The organism is Mycobacterium sp. P4_H6 (genome assembly GCF_056400845.1).
Window position 1 is genome coordinate 1 of sequence record NZ_JBFUKN010000006.1, and the last position, 25,005, is coordinate 25,005.

The window sequence follows — 25,005 nt, forward strand, 5'->3', positions numbered from 1 at the left end:
GCTCAGTGGGAGTCGTCATGCGCGCCACTTCCTTCCACTCGGTGTCTGGTGCCGTAGAGCTCGGCCGACAGGGGGGTGAATGCGGTGCGCGAGAAGACGGCCTCCACCGGCAGGTCGAAGACATCACAGATCCGGAACGCCAGATCGAGGCTGGGATAGTGATCGCCCCGCTCCAAAGCCCCCACGGTCTGCGGGTTGACCTCGATGAGTTCCGCGAGCTGGGCTCGCGTCATCCGCCGCTCGGCGCGCAGCACACCGATGCGGTTGTGGATGGGAAGTTGCTCTCCCCGACGCACCGGACTCATGCAATCAATTGTTGGGAAAACACAACAACTTGTCAAGCAAACGCCACGGTCTGGTCACCGGCCGCCGGCGGACCTGGCCCGAAATGCGCGAAATGGCTGTCCCCGGGGGACCGGGAACAGCCATTTCGTGAATATCGGGAGCGTATTTACGTGTTACGGGGCGGGGATGGTGGCGCACCCGACACCGGGGATGCAGCCACTGGCTCCACCGGGGCCTGCGCTACCGACCGGGCCGCCGGGGATCCCACCGCTGGCTCCGCCGGGACCGGCCGTACCTGCCGGGCCACCGGGAATCGAGCCGGTTGCACCCTCAGGCCCTGCCGAACCACCGGGGCCACCGGGGATCACTCCGCTGGCGCCACCGGGACCGGCTTCGCCACCGGGACCACCCGGAATCACACCGCTGGCGCCGCCAGCGCCGGCCTCACCGACCGGGCCACCGGGGATCGCCACATTGGCGCCACCCGGGCCTGCCGTGCCGATGCTGGCACACGGCGTGCCATCGGGGTTCCAGCAAGGCGGCGGAGCGGGCTCTGCTCCGGCGATCGGCGAGAACGCGATGGCCGCTCCCGCGGCACCGGCGAACACAAATGTCGTCATCTTCGTCAGTTTGACCATCATGAAAGAACGGTTACCACCGGCGTAGATGAGCTAAACATCTTGAAAACCGAAATTGTTGACGGCGTCAGGCGAAGCGCTTGGTGTACTTCGGCGGCAGCAGTCGCATGATCTGCGTGATCGGCGCCCACGGCCAGGACGGCACGACGGCGCGGCCCTTTTCCTTCTCGATGGCCTCGACCATCTTGCGCACACCGGTCTCGTTGTCGACCATCAACAGGGTGGTCGCCGACTTCGCGGTCATCTCGGATTCGATGTAGCCGGGCTCGATCACGGTGATCCGGATGGGCCCCTTGTCGTACTCGGCGCGCAGAGATTCGCCCAGCGAGGTCATGCCGGCCTTGCTCGCGCAGTAGGCGGCCKTTCCCCCGGGCACCCCGGTGTTGCCGAGCACCGACGAGATGAGCACCAGGTGCCCGGCGCCGGATTTCTTGAACATCTCCAGCGCGGTCTCGATCTGCGCCAGGCCCGAGATCAGGTTGGTGTTGATGGTGGCCTTGTTGGCCCACGGCTTGCCCTCGCCCAGCGGCCAGCCCTTACCGATACCGGCGTTGACGATGACCCGGTCGATACCGCCGAGCTCGTCGGACAGTTCGCCGAAGACCCGCGGGATGGCCTCGTGGTCGTCGACGTCGAGCGCGGCGATGGCGACCTTGGCGTACGGGTGCTTGTCGAGGATCTCGGCACGGAGTTCTTCGAGGCGCTCCACACGGCGGGCGCACAGTGCCAGGTCACGGCCCTTGGCCGCGAAGGCACGCGCCATGCCGGCGCCCAGGCCGGAGCTTGCACCGGTGATGAGGATCTTCTGGCGGGTCATGCGCAGAAGAATAACCGAGTTATACATCTGCCAGAAATGCGCGGGCTCAGTCGACGAAGTCCTTCGCGCCGCCCCGGCGGCCGAACATGTTCCACAACGCGAAACCGGTGGTGAAGCCCAGCCCGATGGACATCATCGACACCAGCATCACGGTGATGGCGGTGCCGCCCTGCCCGGACGCCAGCTCGGCGACCCCGATCATGCCGACCGAGCTGGGCACCAGCAGCCAGAAGCCCGGCGCCAGCACCACCTGGGCGGCCGGTGTCATGGACAGCCGGCTCAGCGCGATCGCGCAGAGCATCAGGATCAGGCCGCCGCCGAATCCGCTTGCGTAGCCGCCGAAGAATGCGGCGGTCAGCGCCTGGGCGCCATAGGCGATGAACAGGACCAGCGTCAGCCACGGCATGAAGCCCAGCGGCGGTCGCAGATGCAGCAGGATCCCGACGGCGTAGACCGCGACGCCCAGCCACGGCGCCCACCCACCGAGCGTGTTGGCCTGGGTGTCGACCAGCTCCGACCACGACAGGCCCAGCAGCTGGACCGCGATCAGGATGCCCAGCGCCAGCTGGGCCAACCGGGTGAACCCGGCCATCAGTCGCGCCGACCCGGACACCACTTCCCCGGTGAAGGATTCGATGACTGCCAGCGTGATCGCCACCCCGGGCAGGAACAGCGTCAGCGGCGCGATCAGCACGCGCAGGCTGTCATGCCCCATGTGCAGCAGCCGCCCCAGACTGAACGCGACGTAGGTGACCAGGAAGGCACTCAGCGCGGGCAACAGATGCCGCAGCGACGCGTTGCCCCGGGTGATCAGTTCCAGCAGTCCGACGACCAACCCGAAAACGGTCGCCGCGACCAGCGACACCACCGTGGGTTGCAGGATCAGCGCGTACGCCGCGCTCTGCAGCCCGTAGCCGATCACCCCGACCCAGCCGGGGTAGCGCCGCGGCAGCGCGTGGATGCGGTCGAGCTCGGCCAGCCCGTCCGCGGGCTCGAGCTGGCCGTGCTCGGCGCGGTTGACCAAATCGCCCAACGGGAAGGTCTGGTCGTAGCGCAGCGGGCTGTCCCGGCGGACGACCGTGGTCTGGTGCCGGTCCCCGGCCTGGATGAAGTTCGGCAGCACCAGCATCGGGCATTCGATACCGCGCCGGTCGGCATAGGCCTCCAGCGTGGAGCGCACGACGTTGACCGAGTAGTCCGCGCTGAGCATGGCCGAGCCGAGTTTGGCGATGAACTCGATGACGGTGGGATCGTCGACCTCAGGCACGGGCGGGCCTTATCAGGATCAGCGCCGCCACGATGGCCGCCAGCGGCACCGCGGTCAGCGTCCAGCCCAGCGTGTGGATGGCCTCGATCATTCCGGCGTGCGCGCCGTCCACCACCTCGCGGGCCCGCTGCGGGTCCAGCACGTTGGTGCCCGCGGTCGAACCGGCGCCCCCGTGGGCCGCCCGCAACGCTTCTCGCGCCTGCCCTTCGCTGATCCCGCTGCCGGCGAGCCTGTCGGCGGCGGAATGCACGAAGACGGTGGTGCCGACGAGCGCGAACAGGGCCGGCCCCATCGAGTAGGCCGCTTGTCCGACAGCACTTTTCACCGCTGCGACCGCGCCGCTCAGCTCGACAGGGGCGGTCTGCAACATGACCGTCGCCTCGATGGTCTCGACGACGGCAGCGCCGACGGCAATGAAGGCCACCGCCGCGAACAGCACCCACAGTGAGCTCTGCTCGCCGAGCCGGGTGAGCACCAGCAGTCCTGCGACCAGCAACCCCAACCCGCTGACGAGCACGGCCCGCTGCCCGAGCCGTACCGCGGCCCGGCCCGCCGCCGCGGCCGCAACGGCCGACAGCAGCGCGGCGGGCGCCATCAGGAGACCCAGCGCGGTGGGTGCTTCACCGCGCACCGCGACCAGGTAGAAGGCCAGCAGCACGGTCACGCCGCCGCTGAGGAAGTTGAACGCGATTCCGGCGACGACGGCGGCGTTGAACGGACCGGAGGCGAAGATCCGCAGATCCAGGGCGGGGCTGGGGGTGCGTCGTTCGACGATCACGAACGCCACCGCGGCGAGGAGCCCGATGGCAAGCGCCCCCACCACCTCGGCGGTCAGTCCGCTTTGGAGCCGGGAGAGCCCGAAGACGGTTCCCGACAGGGCGACGGCGACCAGCAGCAGCCCGACGACGTCGAGTCGCCGCTCGGCGCGCGGTGTCTCCGGCACGTACGTGCGCACCATGGCCAGTGCGACCAGCGCCAGCGCCGGGGCCACCAGAAAGCAGGTGCGCCAACCGATGTGCTCGGCCAGCAGGGAGCCGATGGCAGGCATCGGCACGGCCGCGACGAACCCGGCGCCCAGGTGCAGTGAGATGGCGGTCGCCCGGCGCTCGGGTGGGAAGACGACGTTGACGATGGCCAGCGCCAGCCCGAGTTGCAGGGCGAACGCCAGCCCCACCCCGGCGCGGGCCACGATCAGCACTCCGGCGTTCGGCGCCAGCGCGGCCAGCACACCGAAGACGACCGTGCCCGTCAGGCCGAGCGAGAACATCCGCTTCATGCCGTACTTGTCGCCCAGCGCCCCGGCGCCGAGCACACCGGCCGCCAGGGACAGGGTGGCCACGCTGGCGACGAAACTGGCGGTGCCCGACGACAGGTGCAGGCCTTCCCGGACCGCCGAGATGTTCGCCGACAGGATCACCGGATCGGCAGCGGTGATGCTGGCACCCAGACCGGTCGCGACAATCGTCATCGTCGCGGCGGTGCCGGACACCCACTGCGGTTGGGTCACAGCAGCAAACTACTTGAGCAGACGCGACATCCGCCGGTCGGCCAGCTTTTTGCCCGCGGTCTGGCAGGTCGGGCAGTACTGGAACGACTTGTCCGCAAACGACACCTCGGCCACGGTGTCTCCGCAGACGGGGCACGGCAGCCCGGTGCGGGCGTGCACCCGCAGCCCGGAACGCTTCTCCCCTTTCAGCGTTGCGGCCTGCTGCCCCACCGAACGCGACACCGCATCGGTGAGCACCGAGGACATCGCGTCGTGCAGGTCGGCCAGTTGCGCGGCCGAGAGTTTGTTGGCGGTCGCGAACGGCGACAGCCTGGCCACGTGCAGGATCTCGTCGCTGTAGGCGTTGCCGATACCGGCGATCACCTTCTGGTCGGTGATGACGGTCTTGATGCGGCCGCCCTGAGCCGAGAGCACCTGCGCGAGGTCCTCGGGGCCCAGTGCCAGCGCGTCGGGCCCCAGGCCGGCGATCTGCGGGACGTCCACCGGGTCCCGGACGACCCAGACGGCCAGCCGTTTCTGGGTGCCGGCCTCGGTCAGGTCGAAGCCCTGGGCCTCGCCCAGATGGACGCGCAGCGCGATCGGGCCCTTGCCCGGTTTCAGTGGGGTCGGCGCCAGCTTGTCCGACCAGCGCAGCCACCCGGCCCGGGACAGATGCGTGATCAGGTAGAGCTCGCCGACCTGCAGACCGAGGTACTTACCCCACCGGGCCGCGCCGGTGACCTCGTTGCCGTGCAGCGCGCTGACCGGCGGATCGAAGGTCTTGAGCACCGACAGCGCAGAGATGTCGACCCTGTTGACGACCTTGCCGAGGGCGTGCCGACGCAGATGATCGGCGAGCGCCTCCACTTCGGGCAGTTCGGGCATGTCACCAGTGTGACTCGAGTGGCTCCGGCGCGAGCACCTATATCGTCTCCCGTGTGTTCACCGCGATCCGCCGCTTCCTGGTGATCAACCCCGCACCGGGACGGTGGAAGTTCGCGCTGCGGGCCGGGCTCTGTATGGCGGTGCCGGTCCTGGTGGGCTGGATGCTCGGGGACACCACCGCCGGGCTGATCGCCATCATCGGCGGTTTCACCTCGCTTTACGGCAGCGGCCGGCCGTACCGGAATCGGGCCGGCTATCTGGCGGGGATCGCGCTGTCCTTCAGCGCGGCTGTGGCCCTTGGCGATTGGGCGGCCGCGATTCCGTGGCTGGGCCTGCTGACCATCACCTTCATCGCCATGGCGGCCGTGCTGGTCTGCCACGCCCTCGCCATCGGCCCGCCCGGGGCGTTCATGTTCGTGCTCGGCTGCGCGGCGGGGACGGCGACGGTCGCCACCCATCTGCCGCCCTGGCATATCGGTCTGCTGGTGCTGGCCGGTGGCGCGTTCTCCTGGTTGGTGCACATGGTCGGGGTGCTGTGGGAGCCGCGCGGACCGGAGACCCGGGCCGTCGCTGCCGCCCGCACTGCGGTCAGTCGCTACCTGGAATCCCACGACGACACCGACCGCCACCAGGCCGCCAGAGCCCTGCACCAGGCGTGGAACACGCTGGTCAACTTTCAGCCCGCCCGGTTGCGGCCCGATGCCACCCTGGACCGGTTGCGGGCGGAGACCCTGCACCTGCACCGGGTGTTCGGCGCCGCGGTCGCGGACACCGAGATTCCCGATCTCGATGCCGGCCGGGACGCCGAATTGGCGCTGGGGTTCCGGCTGCCGCTGGGCCGGCCGAGCAACACCACTCTGCTGCGCCGGGCCCTGACGCCGGGTTCGGATTCGATGCGACTGGCGGTGCGGGTGGGTGTCGCGGTCGCACTGTCCGGGCTGGCCGCACTGGCGTTCGTCGCCGACCATTCCTACTGGGCGATGGCCACCGCGGTGCTGGTGCTCTACCAGGGTTTCGACTGGACCCGCACGGTGCAGCGTGGCTTGGAGCGCGTGGTGGGCACCCTGATCGGGCTGGGCCTGGCGGCGGCGATCCTGACCTGGCAACCACACGGCTGGTGGCTGGTCGGCGTGATCGCCGCGCTGCAGTTCGTCATCGAGATGTTCGTGGTGCGCAACTACACGATCGCGGTCATCTTCATCACGCCACTGGCACTGACCATCGCCGCCGGCGGGCGAGCGGTGCCCGATCTGGGGCATTTCCTGCTGACGCGGGGCCTGGACACCGTGATCGGTTGCCTCGTCGCGCTTTTGGTCTACCGGGTGGCGTTACACCGGCACGGTCCGGCACCGCTGACCGCGGCGGTGCGGGCGACGGACGCGGCGATCGCGCTCACCGACGTGCATCTGCGCGCGGGTGCGGTGACCAGTGCGCCGGCCCGCGCCGCACGCCGCGATCTGCAGCTGAGCTCGATGAACCTGCTCGAGGTGTATCAGGGCGCGATCGGCGGTTCGGCCGAGCAGCGCGCGGAGGCCGAGCGGTTGTGGCCGACGATCGCGGCCACCGAACAACTCGCCTACCGGACACTCGCGGCCTGCTGGGAGTTCGAGCACCGCTGAACCTTAGTGCACAGCCCTTTTCGCGTCACCGGCGACAATCGACAGCACCCAGCTGACGATGGACAGCACGATCGCGGCCCAGATCGCGGTCCACCAGAAGTCCTCGATGAACAAGCCCCAGTGGGTGGTGTGTTCGGTGATCCACGAGGTGATCCAGAGCATCAGCGCATTGATGACGATGTGGATCAGGCCGAGGGTCAGAATGTAGAGCGGTATCGAAATGAACTGCACGATGGGCTTGATCACCGCGTTGACGAGTCCGAAGATCACCGCGACGACGAAGATGATGCCCGCCCGCTCCAGGGTGGAGTCGCCGCCGAGGATGCTGACGCCGGGCACCAGGAGCGTCACCACCCACAACGCGACTCCGGTCAGTGCGGCGCGCAGCAGAAAATTCATGACCTCAGTCTGCCGTGCGCAGCAGGTAGATGTCCATGATCCAGCCGTGCCGTTCCCTTGCCGCGGCGCGGATTTCGGCGATGTGTTCGCCCACCTCCCCGACGGTGCCGTGCACGAGCAACTCGTCGGGCGTGCCGAGGTAGGCGCCCCACCAGATCTGGGTGTCGGGCGGGGTTCGCAGGAACGAACATTCACCGTCGAGCATCACCACGGCCGCCCCGCGGACTCCCTCGTCCCGCAGCCGGCGGCCGGTGGTGATGAGGACGGCCTCGCCAATATCGTTGAGCGGGATGCGATGCCGCGCGGTGAGCGCCTGGATGGCGGTGATCCCGGGGACCACATCGAACTCGAATTCCACGTGTTCGGCGACCCGGTCCAGGATGCGCAGCGTGCTGTCGTACAGCGACGGGTCGCCCCAGGCCAGAAAGGCCCCGACCCCGTCGGGCCCGAGTTCGGTCTCGATGGCCCGCGCCCACAGTTCGGCGCGCGCGGCATGCCAGTCGGCGACGGCCTGCTCATAGGCCGGCCCGTCCGTCGCCGGGGCTCGCTTGGGGTCGGGCAGCGCGACGAACCGGTAGCCGGGTTCGGTGATGAATCGCTCGCAGATGAGCCGCCGCAACGCGACCAGATCGTCCTTGGCGTCGCCCTTGTCCATGGCGAAGAAGACCTGCGTGTCGTTGAGCGCCGAGATGGCCTGCGCCGTCACGTAGTCCGGATCGCCCGCGCCGATACCGATGACATGAATTGTGCGCACCCGCGAAGGCTAGCCGGGCCACCAGCCCGATCGATTACCCAGTACCGCGGGTATTGACTACCGCTGGTAACGAACGTAGCTTCAAAGCTCACGCAGCATTCGAGGGAGTCGACGATGACAGCTTCGGTGAAGGCACAGACCACTCGCGCGGAATTCGCCGAGCGCCTGCTCAAGGGGTCGGTGCGCAAGTCCTATGAACCCGTGGTGGATATCGACTGGGACGCGCCGCTGGACCCGGACAAGTTCTACCTGCCGCCCAAGGTGGTGTCGCTGTACGGCACCCCCATCTGGGAGGCGATGAGCCGGGCCGAGCAGATCGAACTGTCCCGCCAGGAACTGGTGAACACCCTGTCGGCCGGTATCTGGTTCGAGAACATCCTGAACCAGGCGTTGCTGCGCAAGATGATGCACCAGGACCCGACCGCGGCCACCACCCATTACGAACTCACCGAACTCGGCGACGAGACCCGGCACATGGTGATGTTCGGGAAGGCCATCGCCAGGGTCGGCGCCGATCCGGTGCGCCCGAAGCTCTACCAGCGCATCGCCATCAACGCCCTGCCGTTCGCGTTCCGCGGCTCGGTGCTGTGGGTGGCCGCGCTGATCGGCGAGGAGATCTTCGACTCTCTGCAACGCCAGATGATGGACGATGACGAACTGCAGCCGGTGGTGCAGCGGCTGATGCGCATCCATGTCACCGAAGAGGCCCGGCACATCCAGTTCGCCCGCGACGGCCTGCGCAAGCGGATGCCGACGATGTCGCGCGCCAAGCGGATGTGGGTCGGCAATCTCAACGGGCTCGGCGGTCCGTTCTTCCGATTCCTGTTCACCAACAAGGTGCAGTACTACCGGGTCGGACTGGACGGCCGCGTGGCGCGGCGGATGGCGCGCCGGTCCCCGCACCGACACGAGGTGCAGATCGCCGGCTTCGCCCCGCTGGCCTCCTTCCTGGAGGAGGTGGGCCTGATGGGGCCGATCGCGCGGCGGATGTGGCGACGCAGCGGCTTCCTGCCCGGCGGCGCGGTACAGCCGGCGGGACGCGCCGAGATCGAGGACAACGAAGACCTCTACGACGGGCCCGCCGCCATCGAGGGCCGGGTGTCCCGGGTCCGGCTGACCGGGCACCTGGATCCGATCGACGGTCAGTACCACTGGCAGGGCACGGTTTTCGCGGCGCTGCCCGATGACGCACGCAATCCACTGTCGATCACGATCGGCAAGCAGTCCGCGTCGGCCCGGTTCACCGAACGCAGCCAGCAGGGCGGCTACTCGATCGCCGGGGTCGGCGTCCCGCCCTTCCCCCGGTAGCTCGGGCGATTCCGTTCCGCATAACTAGAACGTGTTCTAGTATCGGCGTCATGCGGTTCACCTATGCGGAAGCCATGACCGATCCCAAGTACTACATCCCGTTGGCGAAAGCCGCTGACGAGGCCGGATACCACGGGATGACCATCGCGGACAGCGTCGCCTACCCAGAGGTCTCGGACTCGACGTATCCCTACACCGAGGACGGTAACCGCGAGTTCCTCGACGGGAAGTCGTTCATCGAGACCTTCGCGCTCATCGGGGCACTGTCGGCGGTGACGACCAGGTTGCAGTTCAACGTCTTCGTGCTGAAGCTGCCGATCCGGCCACCCGCGCTGGTCGCCAAGCAGGCCGGTTCGCTGGCGGCGATGTTCGACAATCGCCTCAATCTCGGCGTCGGCACCAGCCCGTGGCCGGAGGATTACGAGATCATGGGCGTGCCGTACGCGCGGCGTGGCAAGCGGATGGACGAATGCATCGACGTCATCCGCGGGCTCACCTCCGGTGACTACTTCGAGTACCACGGTGAGTTCTACGACTTCCCGACCTTCAAGATGACCCCGGCGCCGACCAAGCCCATCCCGATCCTGATCGGTGGGCACGCGGACGCCGCGCTCAAGCGTGCCGCCCGCAACGACGGCTGGATGCACGGCGGCGGGGATCCCGCCGAGCTCGATCCGCTGCTCGCGAAGCTGAAGAAGTACCGGGAGGAAGAGGAGCGCATCGGCCTCGCCGACGAATTCCAGATCCACGTCATCTCGATCGACGGTTTCACCCTGGACGGCGTCAAGCGTCTCGAGGACAAGGGCGTCACCGATGTCATCGTCGGCTTCCGGATTCCCTACATCACGGGCCAGGACACCGAACCGCTCGATGACAAGATCCGCAACCTGGAGTGGTTCGCGGAGAACGTGATCGCCAAAACGAACGGTTAGCTCATGTGTGGGTACCCGGTACCCATGACGGACAATGTGGTCGACACCCTGCTGGAACTGGAACGCGCGGGCTGGGACTCCCTGTGCGACTCCACCGGATCGGAGTTCTACGGCGCAACCATGCTCGCGGAGGCGGTCATGGTGCTGGCCAACGGCATGGTGATGGACCGCCAGACCGTGGTGAACGCGCTGTCCGAATCACCGCCGTGGCGCACCTATGAGATCAGCGACGTCCGGTGCATCCGGATAGACGAGGACAACGCGGCGCTGGTCTACACCGGCACCGGGTACCGCGACGGCACGGAACCCGCGTTCCGGGGCGCCATGTCGAGCGTGTATCACCGCACCGGTGACAGTTGGCGGCTCGCGCTCTATCAACAGACGTCGATGGCGGCCACGCTGAGCACCTGATCGAGCACCATCCTGGCGGTGCCGACGGTGGCCGACCGGTCACCGTGGGTCGCCGGACGCACCCGCAGCGCCCCGGTGGCCTGCGCAGTCGCGTTGCCGTACAACGTCTCCCGTAGTCCGGCGACGAAGATCTCGTGCACGCCGGCCATATCGCCGGCCACCACGATCAGCGCCGGGTTGAGCAGGTTCACCGCCGGGGCGATGCCCTCCCCCACGTAGCGGCCGCTGTCGCGGACCATCCGGCGGGCCTCCGGGTCACCGTCGTTGGCGAGCTCGGCGACGTCGCGCAGATGCCGCACCGGGCGCCCCTGCTGCTGCAGTGCGCGCACGATGGCCCAGCCGCCGGCGATCGCCYCCAGACAGCCGGTGTCCCCGCAGCGACACGGAACATCCTGTGCGGCAGGTATTTTGTTGTGTCCGAACTCACCGGCGGCCTGACTGGCGCCACGCAACAGCACGCCGCCGGCGATGATGCCCGCGCCCATACCACTGGAGGCCTTGAGCACCAGCACATCGTCCTCATCGCCGCGTTCGGCGAGCGCGATGGCGTTGGCATCGTTGTCGAGAACCACCGGGACGCCCACCAAGGACGGCAGCGCCTCGAAATACGGTCGCAGTGCCACGCCGTCCCAGCCCCGCAGGATCGCCGATCCGCAGCTGCAGCCGCGCGCGGGGTCCACCGTGCCGGGCAGGCTCAGGCCCACCCCGTACACCGGGTCACCCGGGAACTGTTCGAGCAGCACGTCGAGACCCTTGACCACATCGGGCATCAGGTCGTCGGGGCCGAGCGCGACCTCCTGGTCGATATCGGCCAGCGCCAGCACGGTGCCGGCGAGGTTGCACACCGCGAGCCGGGTGCGGCTGATGCCGACCGCCACCGACAGCACCACACCGGCGTCGGCGTTGAAACTCAGTTGGGTCGCCGGGCGGCCGCCGGTCGAGGCCGCCGGTTGGCATTCGACCACCAGCCCGGTGTCGAGCAGCACCGCCAACCGGGCGCCGACGGCGGTGCGGGACAGTCCGGTGCGGGCCGCGATTTCCGCGCGGGTGATCTCCCCCTGCCCCCTGATCAGGGCAAATGTCTCACCGACGCTGGCCATGCCTTCGATTTCACCATGAAGACGTAAGTTTCGCCACTTTCGCCTGAAAAAAACAAAACTAAGTTGATGTCACGACGTAAGTCGCCTTAGTCTTGACCCGTGACACCCAGCCTCGAACGTCCCACCCGCCCGCAGTCCGTCATCGCCACCGATCCCACGGTCCGATGGCTGGCCGTGTTCGCGCTGGCGTTGGGCGGTTTCGGTATCGGCACCACCGAGTTCGTCGCGATGGGCCTGTTGCCCGACATCGCGGCCGGTTTCGGCATCACCGAACCGACCGCGGGCCACGTCATCTCCGCCTACGCGCTGGGCGTGGTGGTCGGTGCGCCGACGATCGCCGCGCTGACGGCCCGGGTTCCGCGCCGCGCCCTGCTGCTCGGACTGATGGTGGTGTTCACCCTCGGCAACCTGGCCAGCATGGTCGCCCCGACCTACGCCACGCTGGTGATCGCGCGATTCGTCGCAGGCCTGCCGCACGGCGCGTTCTTCGGGATCGCCGCACTGGCGGCGGCGCATCTGATGGGACCGCAGAACCGGGCCAAGGCCGTCGCGCACGTGCTGTCCGGTCTGACGATCGCCACCGTCCTCGGCGTGCCGATCGCCTCCTGGCTGGGCCAGGCCCTCGGCTGGCGCAGCGCCTTCGGGCTCGTCGTGCTCATCGGCGTGCTCACCATCGTTGCCCTCTGGTTCTGGCTGCCCGAGCAGCTGCGCACCATGCACGTCACCAGCCCGCTGACCGAACTCGGTGCGCTACGCCGGCCGCAGGTGCTGCTGGCCGTGCTGGTCGGCATGATCGGCTTCGGCGGCATGTTCGCGGTGTACACCTACATCAGCACCACCATGACCGATGTGTCCGGGCTGTCCCGGACACTGGTTCCGGTGGCGCTCATGGTCTTCGGCCTCGGCATGGTCGTCGGCAACCTGGTGGGCGGACGGCTGGCGGACGTCTCGGTGATCCGCGCCCTCTACCTGTCGCTGGGCCTGCTCGGCGTGCTGCTCGCGGTCTTCGTGGCCGCGGCGCACAACCCGTGGACCGCACTGCTGGTGCTGTTCGGCATCGGCGCCGCCGGTTCGGCCGTCGGCCCTGCCCTGCAGACCCGGCTGATGGATGTCGCCCAGGACGCGCAGACGCTGGCCGCCGCACTGAATCATTCCGCGCTCAACATCGGCAACGCGACCGGTGCGTGGGTCGGCGGTCTGGTGATCGCCGCCGGATTCGGCTACACCGCCCCGGCCGCTGCCGGCGCCGTGCTGGCCGTGGCGGGCCTGCTGGTGCTCACCGTCTCAGTGCTGCTGGGCAAGCGGGGAGCCGCTACTCCTCGATGACGTGGACGGCGGCCTCTTCTGCCGAGGCCGCGCCACCATCGATACCGACCTCGCTGCCCAACAACTCGGACTCGCGGTCCTCGCCGAAACCGGCGTCCGGCGCGACCAGCCGGCCCGAACGGCGAGCGCCGACCTCGTCATCGCCGGACTGCTCGTCGGGGTTGTCGTCACTGTCCAGCAGCGCCGGGTCCGGTTGCTCGTCTGCCAGACGCTCGTCGAGCGATTCGTGCTCGCGCGGCTCCTGCCAGCGGTCGGGCGGTGAGTAGCCCTCGTCCAGCAGATCGTCGACACCGCGGTCGACGAGCGTGTCTTCCTGGGTCAGCTGGTCCTCGTCGTCATTGCTGTAGCCCTCGGACTCTTCCGGCGTCTCTGCACTCATGCCACCACGATGTCACTGCATCGCGCTGACGGCCACCCGTTACGGTGAGCAGATGAGCGACTGGGCCGACGAACATCTGGCGATGTACCTCGAATCCGGTGGGGCCAAGGGCCACATCCTGGACCTGAGCGAAGGGGGCGGGCGCGCCTTCACCACCAACTGCCTGATCCGGTACCGGGGCCGCACCTCGGGCAAGACCTACGTGAAACCACTCATCTATGGGAACTTCGGCGGTGAACTCGTCGTGGTGGCCTCCAAGGGTGGCGCCGATGTTCATCCACAGTGGTACAACAACATTCGCGCGAGTTCGACGCTGGACGTGCAGGTCGGCACCCAGGCTTTCGAAGCGAGCTGGCGGGAGCTCGAAGACGAGGAACGCCACGAAGCCTGGGCGTACATGACCCATCTGTACCCGCCGTACATCACCTACCAGCAGTCGACGAGCCGGCGAATCCCCCTACTGGCGCTGGCCGTCGGCCGCCCGATCGAGGTCTTCACGCAGCACAGCGCTTGAGCGCGTTGGCGATGGCATCGACAGGGGTCGTGGCCTCGATCGCCCGCTGGATCCGCAGTCCCGCCGCCCGGTACCGGTCATCGCGCAGCACGCGGTCCACGGCCTCGCCGATCGCGGCGGCCGTCGGCGTTGAGGTGCCCAGATCCACACCGACGCCGGTGTGGTCGACGCGGGCGGCCACTTCCGCCTTGTCGGACGTCTCCCCGGCGACCACCAACGGCACACCGTGACTCAGTGCGTAGTGCACACCGCCGTAACCGCCGTTGGTGACCATCACGTCGACGTGGGGCATGAGTGCCGAGTAGGGCAACCAGTCCGTCACCCGCGTGTTCGCCGGTATCGGGCCGGCCAGGGGTGCGTCGGCGCGCGCGGTGGTGACCACCACCAGCAGATCGTCCCGGTCGCCCAGTGCCGCCAGGGTAGGTGAGATCAGCTGGTCCAGGTCGGTGTTGTCGAAGGTGCCCTGAGTGACGTGCACGACCGCGGGGGCCTGCTGCACATCCGGCCACCAGCCCGGCAATCCCCTGTCTCCCTTGTCCTTCGACGCCAGCACCGGGCCGACGAACTCCACCGTCGGTGGCAGATCTGAGCGCCGGTACTCGAACTCCTCGACCGACAACTGCACCACCGCGTCGGCCAGCCGCGGCCAGTCGCTGATGAACACCGGGGACCGACGGGAACCGGCTGCGCGCAGAGCGCGGTCGAACCGGCGCTGACTACCACGCATGATGACGCGATGCGCGACGGCGGTCATCGGCCGGTAATCGACTCCGTCCTCGGGTTGCCACGCCATGCCGAAGGGCGGGATATCGGCGCTGGACAGCGTCAGCGGTCCCACATTGCACACCACCACCGGAGGTCGCGGGCCGTCCTGCAGTAGCAGTGGTGCCGCTCCGGTGAAGGTGACGTCGACCAGGACGGCATCGAACGGGGTGCCATGCAACGCGGCACGCAGGGAACGATCTTCGGCGACAAGCGGTCTGGCGAACACGGTGTCCAGTTCGGCGCGGCCCAGCCAGAACCGCCGCAGTTGAACCGGAAGTCGGCGCAGCACGGCGGGCGCCTTCGACGGCGGATCGATCTGGACATCCTCGGGCAGGACGATGACCGGGAGCCCGGCTTTGCGCGCCAGGTCGGCGAAACCCGAGCCGGTCAGCAGGGTGACATCGTGCCCGAGCTCTCGCAGCCCCACCCCGATCTCGATCATCGGCAACACATGACCCCGAATCGGGCTGACGGCAAGCAGGTATCGGGCCAATCCTCTTCCTTCGCTCGGTGTACCCCCTGTGCCCGGGTTAACCCTCGCTCAAACCGCCGATGACCATGGCGACCGCCACCGCGGCCTGAACCGCGGCATGCACCGCCAGCACACCGGTCAGAGTCAGCACCAGGTACAGCAGCCCACCCCACACGAGATAACTGCGGGCCCCGCCGACGCTGCGCGACATCCACCAGCCGGCGGCACCGAGCAGCACATGCACGGCGCCACCCAGCCACAGCGCCGCCACCGCCGACGCGATCCCGACCACCGCGAACACCACGCTCAGGGCGACGACCACCCACTGAATAGCGTTGTCCCGGAGTCCCACTGCACGCCCCTCACCGTCCGGCCATGGCGCGTTGTGCGGATGGTGGGTGGGCATGCGCAGCCGACTACCCGGCCACTGTCCCAACAAACACCCTCCCGCGTGCTTAGAAACGCAAAAAGCGGGTACCTACTGCCTCGATGGCAGCACGCACCGAGGCCGCGACCCAGCCACCCATCGTCGCCGGCTCGACGGACTCTCCGTGGCTCACTCCGTTGCGCGAACGCGTGCTCGCCRCCGTCACCGGGTTCCTGGACACCTGTTGCAGCGAGTCGCTGCACGGTGCCCACGTCGACATCGCCGAGGACGTGCTGCGCGGGATGCTCGCCGAGGGCAAGTGCGTGCGCTCCAGCTATCTCTACCTCGGCTGGCAGTGCGGCGCGCAGCCCTCGGAGGCGACCGTCCGGGCCGCCGCAAGCCTGGAACTGCTGCACGCCTTTGCGCTCGTCCAGGACGATGTGATGGACGAGTCCGATATGCGGCGCGGCCGCCCGAGTGCCCACCGCGCATTCGAACGCTGGCACCGCGAGCGTGGCCTGCCCGGATCGTCGACCAGATTCGGCGAGTCCGCCGCCGTCCTGCTCGGCGATCTGTGCCTGGTGTGGGCCGAGCAGATGCTGCGCGAGAGCGGCGCGGGTGCGACCGCGCTGTCGCGCGCCTGGCCGCGCTATGACGCGATGCGCACCGAGCTCGCCGTCGGGCAGTTCGCCGACCTCGTCAACGACAGCGCCGGATTCCCCAGCCTGCATGATGTGCTCGACGTCGCGCGCCGCAAGTCCGGCAATTACACGGTGCGCCGCCCGCTGGAGATCGGCGCGGCTCTCGCCGGCTGCGATGACACCGTGCTCGGCGTGCTCGGCCGCTACGGCGAGGCGATCGGCGAGGCCTTCCAGCTCCGTGACGACCTGCTGGGTGTCTTCGGCGCCCCGGAAACGACCGGTAAGCCGACGGGCACCGACCTCATCGCGCGGAAGGCCACCACCGTGGTGGTCGCCGGGTACGAACTGGCCTCTGGGGCCCAGCAGCGCCAGTTCAAGGAATTCATGACGGCGGACCAACTCGGCTCCGAGGACGTGACCCGTTGGCAGGCCCTGATCTCAGAAGTGGGAACCGTGGAGTGGATAGAGGACATGATCAGTAAGAGGTTCACCACGGCGGTCGAGGCGTTGAGCAGCCTCGGCACGACTCAACTCGATGCCGACGCGCGGTCGGCACTCATCACCATGGCCTCGGCCTGCACCGAGCGGGCCGCCTGATGCGCACCGTTCCCGGGCGCACCGAGAATGTGGTCGTGGTCGGCGCCGGCCTGTCCGGCCTGTCGGCTGCGCTGCATCTGGCCGGGCGGGGACGCCGGGTCACCGTCGTCGAGCGCGGATCCCACCCCGGTGGGCGGGTCGGGCGCGCCGATGTCTCCGGCTACCGCATCGACACCGGGCCGACCGTCCTGACGATGCCCGACATCATCGACGAAACCTTCGCCGCTGTGGGGGAATCCACCACCGACCGGCTCGAGCTGCTGACCGTCGATCCCGCCTACCGCGCGTCCTTCGCCGACGGCAGCCATCTGGACGTGCACAGCGATGCCACCGCGATGGCCGCCGAGATCGAGCGGTTCGCCGGTCGCGCCGAGGCCGAGGGCTACCTGCGGTTGCGGGAATGGCTGACCCGGCTCTATCAGCTCGAGTTCGACGGGTTCATCGGTTCGAACTTCGATTCGCCGCTGTCCCTGCTGACCCCGCAGTTGGCGAAACTGGCGGCCATCGGCGGGTTCCGGCGCTGGGAGCCGATGGTGCGCCGCTTCATCACCGACGAACGACTGCTGCGGGTGTTCACCTTCCAGGCCCTCTACGTCGGTGTGCCGCCCAAGCGTGCGCTGGCCGCCTACGCAGTCATCGCCTACATGGACACCGTCTCGGGGGTGTACTTCCCGCGGGGCGGCATGCGGGCCCTGCCCGATGCGCTGGCCGCCGCCGCAAGCGACGCCGGGGTCGAGTTCCGTTACGATGCCAAGGTTTCCGAGCTGGAGCGGTCCGGATCGCGGGTGACCGCGGTGCGCACCGACACCGGCGAGCGCTTCCCCGCCGATGCGGTCATCCTGACCACCGAACTGCCCGACACCTACCGGCTGCTCGGGCGCACCCCGCGCAGGCCGGCCCGGCTCCGCCCGGCGCCGTCCGCGGTGGTGGCCCATATCGGTTGCCGCGCTGCGTCTCCCGCGGATGCCGCATCGCATCACACCATCCTGTTCGGCAACGAATGGGACCGGACGTTCGACGAGATCATCGATCAGGGCCGCCCGATGGTGGACCCGTCGCTGCTCGTCACCCGCCCGACCGCCGGTGACCCGACCCTGGCCCCGGATGGCCGGGATCTGCTCTACGTCCTCGCGCCGGCCCCCAATATCGATGTGGGCGGCAAGGATTGGGACAGCGACCGCAACGACTACACCGCGCAGATGCTCGACACGGTCACCTCGCGGTTACCTCAGCTCGGCGAGGACGCCGAGATTCTGCACGTCGTCACCCCGCAGGACTGGGCGCGGCAGGGAATGATCGCGGGCACTCCGTTCTCGTTGTCGCACACCTTCGGCCAGACCGGACCGTTCCGGCCGGGCAACACCGTGCGCGGTATCGACAACGCGGTGCTGGCGGGCTCATCCACCGTGCCCGGCGTCGGCATCCCGACCGCCATCGTGTCCGGCCGCCTGGCCGCCGACAGAATCACCGGAGTCGTATCACCGACCCGTGTTCAGACCGTGACTCGATGATGGGGGCCGTCACATGATCCACTCCGAACTGGACGCGGCAGGTGTGCAGGGCGCGCAGCTGCGGGCCGCCTACCAACGCTGCCGGGCGCTGAACGCGGCGCACGGCAAGACCTTCTTCCTGGCGACCCGGCTGCTGTCGCCGCGGCAACGCCCGGCGGTGCACGCACTGTACGGTTTCGCCCGGCGGGCCGACGATGTCCTGGACGGGTTCGACAACCGATCGACCACCGAGCGCGCCGACGAGCTGCAGGGGCTGGCCGACGCGCTGCACAGCCGGTTGGTGCTCAACCGGGTGGAGGGCGACGATCCCGTGCTGGACGCGGTGGTCGACACCGCACGCAACTACGGTCTGGAGTGGCAGCTGTTCGACGACTTCCTGGCCTCCATGCGGATGGATCTCACGGTCACCGACTATCCCGACCGGGCCGCGCTGGACAGGTACATGTACGGGTCCGCCGAAGTCATCGGGTTGCAATTGCTGCCCGTGCTGGGCACCGTGGTCCCCCGTGAAGAGGCGGCCCCGCACGCGGCGGCACTGGGAAAGGCATTCCAGCTCACCAACTTCCTGCGCGACATCGACGAGGATCTGACTCGCGGACGGGTGTACCTGCCCGCCGATGAGCTCGCCCACCACGGTGTGGACCGCGAGGTGCTGACCTGGTGCCAGCAGAACCGCCGCACCGATCCGCGACTGCGGGCCGCGCTGATCGAGCAGCACGCGCTGACCCGGGGCATCTACGATCACGCCGAACGTGGGATCGCGTTGCTGGCTCCGCAATCCCGGCCGTGTATCCGAGCTGCGCTGACGCTGTACTCGGAGATCCTGGACTGCATCGAGGAGATGAACTTCGAGGTGTTCAGCCGGCGCGCGACGGTGTCGAACGGCCGCCGCCTGCAGGTGGCGGGTCGCGGACTGTTCGACGCGTGGCGCGCCCGCGCACGCCACCGGGGGGTGGGCTCGGAAGGGACGGCCGAAGCCGCATGAGCACCGCGTCCTACAACGTTCCCGAGGCCTTCGACGCCGGCGCCGGCGCCTATGACGCGCTGGTCGGCGCCAACCCCGGCTACCACCAGCACCTGCGGCTGTCTGCCGAGCGCATGCAGCTGCCCGACGGCGGTCGGGGGTTGCGGCTGCTCGATATCGGTTGCGGCACCGGAGCTTCCACCGCGGCACTGCTGCGTGCGGCACCGCACGCCACCATCGTCGGTGTCGACGGTTCGGCCGGGATGCTCGCCCGCGCCCGCACCAAGACCTGGCCCGCCACGGTGTCCTTCGTGCAGAGCCGGGCCGAAGACCTGGCGCAAGCCGGGGTGAGCGGGCCGTTCGACGGCATCCTGTCGGCGTACCTCGTCCGCAACCTGCCCGACCCCGACCCGGTGCTCCGCTCACTGCTGGCCCTGCTGAAGCCCGGAGGCGTGTTCGCCGCGCACGAATACTCGGTACGGGACTCCCGCCGCGCCACCGCGATGTGGAATCTGGTGTCCTGCGCGGTCATCATCCCGGCCGGCAAGATCCGTACCGGGGACGCGGAGCTCTACACGTACCTGCGCCGCAGTGTCAACCAGTTCGACGGCGCGGCACAGTTCCGGAAGCGGCTGCAAGACAACGGTTTCGTCGATGTACGCAGTGAGACCGTGCCCGGATGGCAGAACGGTATCGTGCACACCTTCCTCGGCAGGGCGCCGTCATGACCGACAACCGCCGGGTCCTGCATCCCGCGGCGACGGGCCTGCCGCACGCCGCATATCTACCCGACCGGCCCACCGTGGCCGTGGTGGGCGCTGGCATCGCCGGCCTCAGTGCTGCGACGGCGCTGGCCGAACGTGGTGTCGCGGTGCACCTTTTCGAGCGCGAGTCCTATCTCGGCGGACGGGTAGGCGGCTGGAGCGAGAGCCTGCCGGACGGCTCGGCGGTGTCGATGAACCGTGGCTTCCACGCCTTCTTCCGCCAGTACTACAACCTGCGTAACCTCTTGCGGCGCATCGACGCCGACCTGTCCATGTTCAGCCCGCTGGACGACTACCCGTTGGTCGACGCCGACGGGCGACGCGACACCTTCCGGGGGCTCCCCCGGACTCCGCCGTTCAACGCCATGGCCTTCGCGCTGCGCAGCCCGACGTTCCGGCTGCGCGATCTGGTGCGCATCGACGCCAAGGCGGCGGCTCCGCTGGCCGCGGTGTCGGTGCCCGAAACCTATTGGCAACTAGACGACACCGACGCCGAATCCTTCCTGCGCGACATCAACTTTCCCGTGGCGGCCCGGCATCTGGCTTTCGAGGTCTTCTCCCGCAGCTTCTTCACCCGGCCCGAGGCCCTGTCGGCGGCCGAGTTGGCGACGATGTTCCACATCTACTTCCTCGGTTCCAGCGAAGGACTCGTTTTCGATGTCGCCGCAGAGAATTTCGATGTCGCACTGTGGCAGCCGTTGGCGCGGTACCTGCGTAGCCACGACGCCCACATCCAGCTGGGCACCGCGGTCCGCAGCGTGACGGCGACCGGCGACGGGTCGTTCACGGTCACCGACGCTTCGGGCGCCACCCTCACCACCGACGGCGTCGTGCTGGCGACCGAGGTGCGGGCCCTGCAGCACCTCGTCGCCGGCTCACCGGGTCTCGGTGACAGCGACTGGCGCGGTCAGATCGGTGATCTCGGTTCGGCGGCTCCGTTCGTCGTGCGCCGGCTCTGGCTGGACCGTCCGGTGAACGATGACCGACCGGCCTTCCTGGGGACCGGTGGGCTGCCACCACTGGACAACATCAGCGTGCTGAACCGCTATGAACAGGAAGCGACGTCCTGGGCGCAGCGCACCGGCGGATCCGTCGTGGAACTGCACGCGTACTCCGTCACCGAGGACACACCTGCGCTGCGCGCGGAACTCGATGCACGGTTGCACGAGTTGTATCCGGAGACCGCGGCTGCGGGCGTGGTGCACGAGAGCACGTTGTGCCGCAGTGATTGTCCGCGGCTGGGGCCGGGAGATTTCGCGAACCGTCCGACGGTGGCGACGACGCTGGAGGGGCTCGTGCTGGCCGGTGACGGGATCAGGATCGATCTTCCGGTCGCACTCATGGAACGTGCGGCGACGACGGGTCTCGCCGCGGCGAACACCCTGCTGGAGCGCTTCGGCGTGCGCGGCCACGATGTGTACACGGTGCCGGTACGCGGGCGCTCAGCTGTGCTGCGCCGCCTTGCCGACCGGGTGGAGGGACGGGTGCGGACATGAAAGCCTGGCCTTTTCAACTGCTTCCACGCCTCGATTGGAGCCGGCAGCGACCGACGTTCGGTCAGGCCGCGCCGTCGCTGATCGCCGCCGCGCTGGAGCGGTCCCAGCGCCGGCCCAGCGGGAACTGGTACGTGGTGGGAGCCAGCACCGATGTCGCCGGGAAGCCGTTCGGCGCGACGGTCGCCGGGGCCGAGGTGGTGTGCTGGCGTGATGACGAGGGCGGACTGCATGCCGGCCCGGCGCGTTGTCCGCACCTGGGTGCCGACCTGTGCGGCGCGCCGATCGACCGCGGACATCTGGTCTGCCCGTGGCACGGGCTGCGGCTCACCGGGCGGGGCCGGCCCGACTGGCCGGTGCTGCCGGTGTTCGATGACGGTGTGCTGGTGTGGGTTCGGCTGGATCGCATCGGGGGTGAGCAGCCCACGGATGCGCCGGTGCTGCCGGCGCGCCCCGACGGTCCGCGCATCTCGGCGGTCGCCAGCCTGTMCGGTGCGTGCGAACCGGCCGACATCATCGCCAACCGGATGGATCCGTGGCACGGCGCCTGGTTTCATCCGTACTCGTTCGCGCGGTTGGAGGTGTTGAGCGCACCGGCCGAAGATCCTGACCTCCCCGAGGAGGAGGACCGGTTCCTGGTGGCGGTCACATTCCGGATCGGCCGGCTCGGTGTGCCGGTGATCGCCGAGTTCACCAGCCCGGAGCCCCGCACCCTGACCATGCGCATCATCGATGGCGAGGGCAGCGGTAGCGTCGTCGAAACCCATGCCACCCCAAATGGTGCCGGGCCCGACGGACGACCGCGCAGCACCGTGATCGAGGCGGTCATCGCCCATTCCGACCGTCCCGGTTTCGCGCGGGCCTTGCGGGCGCAGTCGGTGATCGTGCCGTTCATGCGGCAGGCGGCGAATCGGCTGTGGCGTGACGATCTGGAGTATGCGGAGCGCCTGCAGGAGGTGAGCCGCCAGGACGCCGATGGCACCGCGGAGTTGCTCAGGCCGCCCGACGCGCCCATACCGGTAGATCCGCAGCCTCCAGCAGCGGTACCTGATCCTGCGCCCAGGGGCTGATCGCCCAGGGCAGCGCGGCGGCGGAGCGCACCTCGCTCCAGTCGGCCCACACCAGGTCCATCACCTCATGAGGTGCGGCGGCAAGTTGGCCGTCGATGAGCGCGCAGAACACCGGGCATATCTCGTTCTCCACGGTGCCGTCGGCCGCGCGGGCGCGGTAGCGGAATTGCGGTAGGACGCAGTGCACATCGCGGATCGCCACGCCGAGTTCCTGGTATCCGCGCCGGTGCACGGCGTCCACGATGGCCTCACCGGGGGCCGGGTGGCCGCAGAACGAATTGGTCCACACACCGGGCCAGGTCTGTTTACCGAGCGCGCGGCGGGTGAGCAGGACGCGGCCGGTCTCGTCGAACAGGTAGCAGGAGAACCCCAGGTGCAGCGGGGTGTCGGCGTGGTGCACGGCGGACTTCGGGGTGCTCCCGACGGCGTTACCTGCATCGTCGAGCAGGACGACCTGCTCCTCCGGGGCGACATTCACACGGATGGAGATAGCCGGTGGCGCCGAAGCCGAAACGTGTGGCATGTCAACGCAGGCGCTCGTGTCGGTCAACCTGGCGATCAGAACGGTGCGACCAGCTCCCGGCGATACCGTTCCACCCATCCGATGTTGGATTGCCGTTCGTCGTCGATGCGTTTGGCACGGTCCTCGGCCCGGGTGCGCTCGCGGCGCGGCATCGTCACCGCCGCGGTGTGTTTGGGCGGTGGTTGCCCCTTGACGTGAACGTCCGCCGTCGGCGCGCAGAGTTCGGGAAACAGCGTCCGGCTCCCCGGCCTGGTGGTGTGCGTACTGCCGTCGGGGTCGGTCCATTCCAGGGTGCCGTCGGCGAACTGGCGGCTGCGCCAACCGGCCCAGAACGTCTTGCACAGGTGGTGCTCTCGGCACAGCAGGACGAGATTCGAGGCGGCGGTCGGCCCGAACGGGTACGGGATCGTGTGGTCGATATCGGTGACCGTGCGGGTGCAGCCGGGAAACCGGCAGGTGCGGTCGCGGCAGCGCACGAAGCGCGCCAGCGCCGCCGAAGGCCGGTACCGGGGTTCCGGTGGCGACGTCCCAGGATGGATGAGGGGACACAGCGTGGCGTGCCGCGCAATCTGCGCGATCACCGGAGCGGGCACCACCGGCCCGCCCAGGATGGCCCCGGGGGCGACGGGACAGAACTCGCCGCGGTCCCCGCGCAGGCCCGAGATCAGCTCCGGCCAGGTGTGCAGATACCACGGCTTGGAGAACAGTGGCCTGCGCCGGGCGACCAGCGCACGGCGCTGAGCCGTCAGGTCACCCACCGGCGGCGCGTCTGAATCCGCGTCCGACTCACGCTCGGGATCGGGGCCGGGGTCGCTCTGGACGGGCGCACCACCGGGTGTGTGACCGTCACCGTCAGCCGGTGGCGGGCCATCGGTAGGCGGCAAGGGCGCCGCGTCGACAGCGTCGTGGCGGGCGACCACGTAGATCACCACCCCGCCGGCCGGCGGTGCGGTTGCGGCCTCGCAGTCCACACGTTCGCACAGGCACGGCAGCCGATCCCACCCGAAGCCCATCGCCCCCAGGGCCGCCGCACGACGGATATCCAACGAGCGGGGATCGTGATCGCACACCGTGCGGGCCAGTGCATCAGCCCGCTTGTCGACGGCCATCCCGTCCGCGACCGACAGCGAGGCGTTCAGTTGCGCGGTGCCCGTGGCGTCGTCGACGAAGATATCTGCCCGATGCCCATGCGCGGTGGCCTCGGAACGGCGCACCGCGAGCGGATCGTGGGTCAACACCACAGTGTCGACCGCCTTTTCGGTCTGATCCACCGACATCGCAGCGCCGGAGGCGAACTCGGCGGCCAACGCGGTGTCGATGGCGCGCCGCGCGGCGGGATCTTTGACCATCATCGTGCGGGTGCAGATGATGTGCACTGTCTTGTAGCAGAGCGCGCCGGCGGCGAACACCTGCCGCAGCTTCGGTAACCGTTCGGCCAGCGCCACGGCGTCCATCAACAGCCCGGAGGCCACCCCGCTGGTGATCCCGTGCGTCGCGCCGATCTGCGCACAGACCGCTGACCAGTTGTCGAACCGCCACTGCTCCCGCTCGGCCGACCCGGCCGCAGCATAGGCGGCCGCGAGCATGTCGGCCATGGACGACAGCCGCGCGGCGCAGGCCGCGTTCTCCAGCCGCGAGTAGGCGCGGACCCGGGCAGCGGGGGTCTTTGCCGCACCTATCTCTGCCAACTGGATATCGAACATATTTTCGATTCTTGT

At 68.8% G+C, this 25,005-nt stretch carries 26 protein-coding genes and 1 pseudogene; 12 read left to right on the plus strand and 15 right to left on the minus strand.

The genetic code is table 11. From position 1 onward, the window contains the following. Window positions 1–2: 2 nt before the first annotated feature. The 7 genes and pseudogenes from AC1DTF_RS03840 to AC1DTF_RS03870 form a co-directional block, all read right to left on the minus strand. Window positions 3–305: a helix-turn-helix transcriptional regulator gene (locus AC1DTF_RS03840; RefSeq protein ID WP_477473103.1), complete on the minus strand. Its 303-nt coding sequence runs from the start codon at window positions 303–305 to the stop codon at window positions 3–5. Window positions 306–458: 153 nt separating this feature from the next. Then, on the minus strand, window positions 459–905 hold the full coding sequence (locus tag AC1DTF_RS03845) for a hypothetical protein (protein ID WP_235571288.1): 447 nt from the start codon (window positions 903–905) through the stop codon (window positions 459–461). A gap of 85 nt (window positions 906–990) precedes the next feature. After that, a complete protein-coding gene (locus tag AC1DTF_RS03850; protein ID WP_477473104.1) occupies window positions 991–1,740 on the minus strand; it encodes an SDR family oxidoreductase in 750 nt (249 codons plus the stop codon). A 46-nt stretch (window positions 1,741–1,786) separates the two neighbouring features. Beyond that, window positions 1,787–3,007, minus strand: a complete 1,221-nt coding sequence (locus AC1DTF_RS03855) for a threonine/serine exporter family protein (protein WP_477473105.1) — start codon at window positions 3,005–3,007, stop codon at window positions 1,787–1,789. Continuing rightward, a complete protein-coding gene (locus AC1DTF_RS03860; RefSeq protein ID WP_477473106.1) occupies window positions 3,000–4,514 on the minus strand; it encodes an MFS transporter in 1,515 nt (504 codons plus the stop codon). The genes AC1DTF_RS03855 and AC1DTF_RS03860 overlap by 8 nt, the downstream gene beginning before the upstream one ends. 9 nt (window positions 4,515–4,523) lie before the next feature. After that, window positions 4,524–4,997: a zinc finger domain-containing protein gene (locus tag AC1DTF_RS03865; RefSeq protein ID WP_235571306.1), complete on the minus strand. Its 474-nt coding sequence runs from the start codon at window positions 4,995–4,997 to the stop codon at window positions 4,524–4,526. A 135-nt stretch (window positions 4,998–5,132) separates the two neighbouring features. Then, window positions 5,133–5,378: pseudogene (locus AC1DTF_RS03870) on the minus strand (DNA-formamidopyrimidine glycosylase family protein); the annotation flags it as partial. A 53-nt stretch (window positions 5,379–5,431) separates the two neighbouring features. On the opposite strand from AC1DTF_RS03870, the gene AC1DTF_RS03875 reads away from it, so the two are divergent. Next, window positions 5,432–6,997 carry an FUSC family protein gene (locus AC1DTF_RS03875; protein WP_477473107.1) on the plus strand — a complete coding sequence of 522 codons (1,566 nt, stop codon included), beginning with the start codon at window positions 5,432–5,434 and terminating at the stop codon, window positions 6,995–6,997. Window positions 6,998–7,000: 3 nt separating this feature from the next. Here AC1DTF_RS03875 and AC1DTF_RS03880 read toward each other — a convergent pair whose 3' ends face one another. Then, window positions 7,001–7,396, minus strand: a complete 396-nt coding sequence (locus AC1DTF_RS03880) for a phage holin family protein (RefSeq protein WP_477473108.1) — start codon at window positions 7,394–7,396, stop codon at window positions 7,001–7,003. A 4-nt stretch (window positions 7,397–7,400) separates the two neighbouring features. Beyond that, window positions 7,401–8,150, minus strand: a complete 750-nt coding sequence (cobF, locus tag AC1DTF_RS03885; RefSeq protein WP_477473109.1) for a precorrin-6A synthase (deacetylating) — start codon at window positions 8,148–8,150, stop codon at window positions 7,401–7,403. 114 nt (window positions 8,151–8,264) lie between these two features. Here cobF and AC1DTF_RS03890 point away from each other — a divergent pair, with 114 nt between their 5' ends. Genes AC1DTF_RS03890 through AC1DTF_RS03900 form a run of 3 tightly spaced genes read left to right on the plus strand, consistent with a single transcriptional unit; the run spans window position 8,265 to window position 10,801 of the window. Next, window positions 8,265–9,458 (plus strand): diiron oxygenase, encoded by a 1,194-nt coding sequence (locus AC1DTF_RS03890; protein ID WP_477473110.1) that lies wholly within the window; start codon window positions 8,265–8,267, stop codon window positions 9,456–9,458. Window positions 9,459–9,508: 50 nt separating this feature from the next. After that, window positions 9,509–10,390 (plus strand): LLM class flavin-dependent oxidoreductase, encoded by an 882-nt coding sequence (locus AC1DTF_RS03895; protein ID WP_057168344.1) that lies wholly within the window; start codon window positions 9,509–9,511, stop codon window positions 10,388–10,390. 24 nt (window positions 10,391–10,414) lie between these two features. After that, the gene (locus AC1DTF_RS03900) at window positions 10,415–10,801 is read left to right on the plus strand and encodes a nuclear transport factor 2 family protein (protein ID WP_477473111.1); all 387 of its coding nucleotides are present in this window, start codon (window positions 10,415–10,417) and stop codon (window positions 10,799–10,801) included. Here the strand turns inward: AC1DTF_RS03900 and AC1DTF_RS03905 are convergent. After that, window positions 10,765–11,901, minus strand: coding sequence for an ROK family protein (locus AC1DTF_RS03905; protein ID WP_477473112.1), 1,137 nt, complete (start codon window positions 11,899–11,901; stop codon window positions 10,765–10,767). The two genes, AC1DTF_RS03900 and AC1DTF_RS03905, sit on opposite strands and share 37 nt — an antisense overlap. A gap of 99 nt (window positions 11,902–12,000) precedes the next feature. Between AC1DTF_RS03905 and AC1DTF_RS03910 the strand changes: the two genes are divergently transcribed. After that, window positions 12,001–13,227 carry an MFS transporter gene (locus AC1DTF_RS03910; RefSeq protein WP_057168347.1) on the plus strand — a complete coding sequence of 409 codons (1,227 nt, stop codon included), beginning with the start codon at window positions 12,001–12,003 and terminating at the stop codon, window positions 13,225–13,227. On the opposite strand, the gene AC1DTF_RS03915 is transcribed toward AC1DTF_RS03910, so the two are convergent. Then, window positions 13,214–13,606, minus strand: a complete 393-nt coding sequence (locus tag AC1DTF_RS03915; protein ID WP_057168348.1) for a DUF5709 domain-containing protein — start codon at window positions 13,604–13,606, stop codon at window positions 13,214–13,216. The genes AC1DTF_RS03910 and AC1DTF_RS03915 overlap by 14 nt on opposite strands. A 52-nt stretch (window positions 13,607–13,658) precedes the next feature. Between AC1DTF_RS03915 and AC1DTF_RS03920 the strand changes: the two genes are divergently transcribed. Beyond that, window positions 13,659–14,120, plus strand: coding sequence for a nitroreductase/quinone reductase family protein (locus AC1DTF_RS03920; RefSeq protein WP_057168605.1), 462 nt, complete (start codon window positions 13,659–13,661; stop codon window positions 14,118–14,120). Here the strand turns inward: AC1DTF_RS03920 and AC1DTF_RS03925 are convergent. Together AC1DTF_RS03925 and AC1DTF_RS03930 are read right to left on the minus strand one after the other, a co-directional pair. Next, a complete protein-coding gene (locus AC1DTF_RS03925; protein WP_477473113.1) occupies window positions 14,101–15,378 on the minus strand; it encodes a glycosyltransferase in 1,278 nt (425 codons plus the stop codon). The two genes, AC1DTF_RS03920 and AC1DTF_RS03925, sit on opposite strands and share 20 nt — an antisense overlap. A 37-nt stretch (window positions 15,379–15,415) precedes the next feature. Continuing rightward, window positions 15,416–15,763 (minus strand): DUF4383 domain-containing protein, encoded by a 348-nt coding sequence (locus AC1DTF_RS03930; protein ID WP_477473114.1) that lies wholly within the window; start codon window positions 15,761–15,763, stop codon window positions 15,416–15,418. A gap of 83 nt (window positions 15,764–15,846) precedes the next feature. Between AC1DTF_RS03930 and AC1DTF_RS03935 the strand changes: the two genes are divergently transcribed. Genes AC1DTF_RS03935 through AC1DTF_RS03960 form a run of 6 tightly spaced genes read left to right on the plus strand, consistent with a single transcriptional unit; the run spans window position 15,847 to window position 22,764 of the window. Next, complete coding sequence (locus AC1DTF_RS03935) at window positions 15,847–16,962, plus strand: polyprenyl synthetase family protein (RefSeq protein ID WP_477473115.1); 1,116 nt, start codon at window positions 15,847–15,849, stop codon at window positions 16,960–16,962. Beyond that, window positions 16,962–18,473 (plus strand): phytoene desaturase family protein, encoded by a 1,512-nt coding sequence (crtI, locus tag AC1DTF_RS03940; protein ID WP_477473116.1) that lies wholly within the window; start codon window positions 16,962–16,964, stop codon window positions 18,471–18,473. The genes AC1DTF_RS03935 and crtI overlap by 1 nt, the downstream gene beginning before the upstream one ends. A 13-nt stretch (window positions 18,474–18,486) precedes the next feature. Continuing rightward, complete coding sequence (locus tag AC1DTF_RS03945) at window positions 18,487–19,458, plus strand: phytoene/squalene synthase family protein (RefSeq protein ID WP_057168352.1); 972 nt, start codon at window positions 18,487–18,489, stop codon at window positions 19,456–19,458. After that, window positions 19,455–20,165, plus strand: coding sequence for a class I SAM-dependent methyltransferase (locus AC1DTF_RS03950; protein ID WP_057168353.1), 711 nt, complete (start codon window positions 19,455–19,457; stop codon window positions 20,163–20,165). The genes AC1DTF_RS03945 and AC1DTF_RS03950 overlap by 4 nt, the downstream gene beginning before the upstream one ends. After that, window positions 20,162–21,697, plus strand: a complete 1,536-nt coding sequence (locus AC1DTF_RS03955) for an FAD-dependent oxidoreductase (protein WP_477473117.1) — start codon at window positions 20,162–20,164, stop codon at window positions 21,695–21,697. The genes AC1DTF_RS03950 and AC1DTF_RS03955 overlap by 4 nt, the downstream gene beginning before the upstream one ends. Then, the gene (locus AC1DTF_RS03960; RefSeq protein WP_477473118.1) at window positions 21,694–22,764 is read left to right on the plus strand and encodes a Rieske (2Fe-2S) protein; all 1,071 of its coding nucleotides are present in this window, start codon (window positions 21,694–21,696) and stop codon (window positions 22,762–22,764) included. Before AC1DTF_RS03955 ends, AC1DTF_RS03960 begins: the two co-directional genes overlap by 4 nt. On the opposite strand, the gene idi is transcribed toward AC1DTF_RS03960, so the two are convergent. Next, on the minus strand, window positions 22,688–23,242 hold the full coding sequence (idi, locus tag AC1DTF_RS03965) for an isopentenyl-diphosphate Delta-isomerase (protein ID WP_477473119.1): 555 nt from the start codon (window positions 23,240–23,242) through the stop codon (window positions 22,688–22,690). The genes AC1DTF_RS03960 and idi overlap by 77 nt on opposite strands. An 80-nt stretch (window positions 23,243–23,322) precedes the next feature. Next, entirely contained in the window at window positions 23,323–24,990 is a 1,668-nt protein-coding gene (locus AC1DTF_RS03970; protein WP_477473120.1) for an HNH endonuclease signature motif containing protein, read from the minus strand. Window positions 24,991–25,005: the final 15 nt, after the last annotated feature.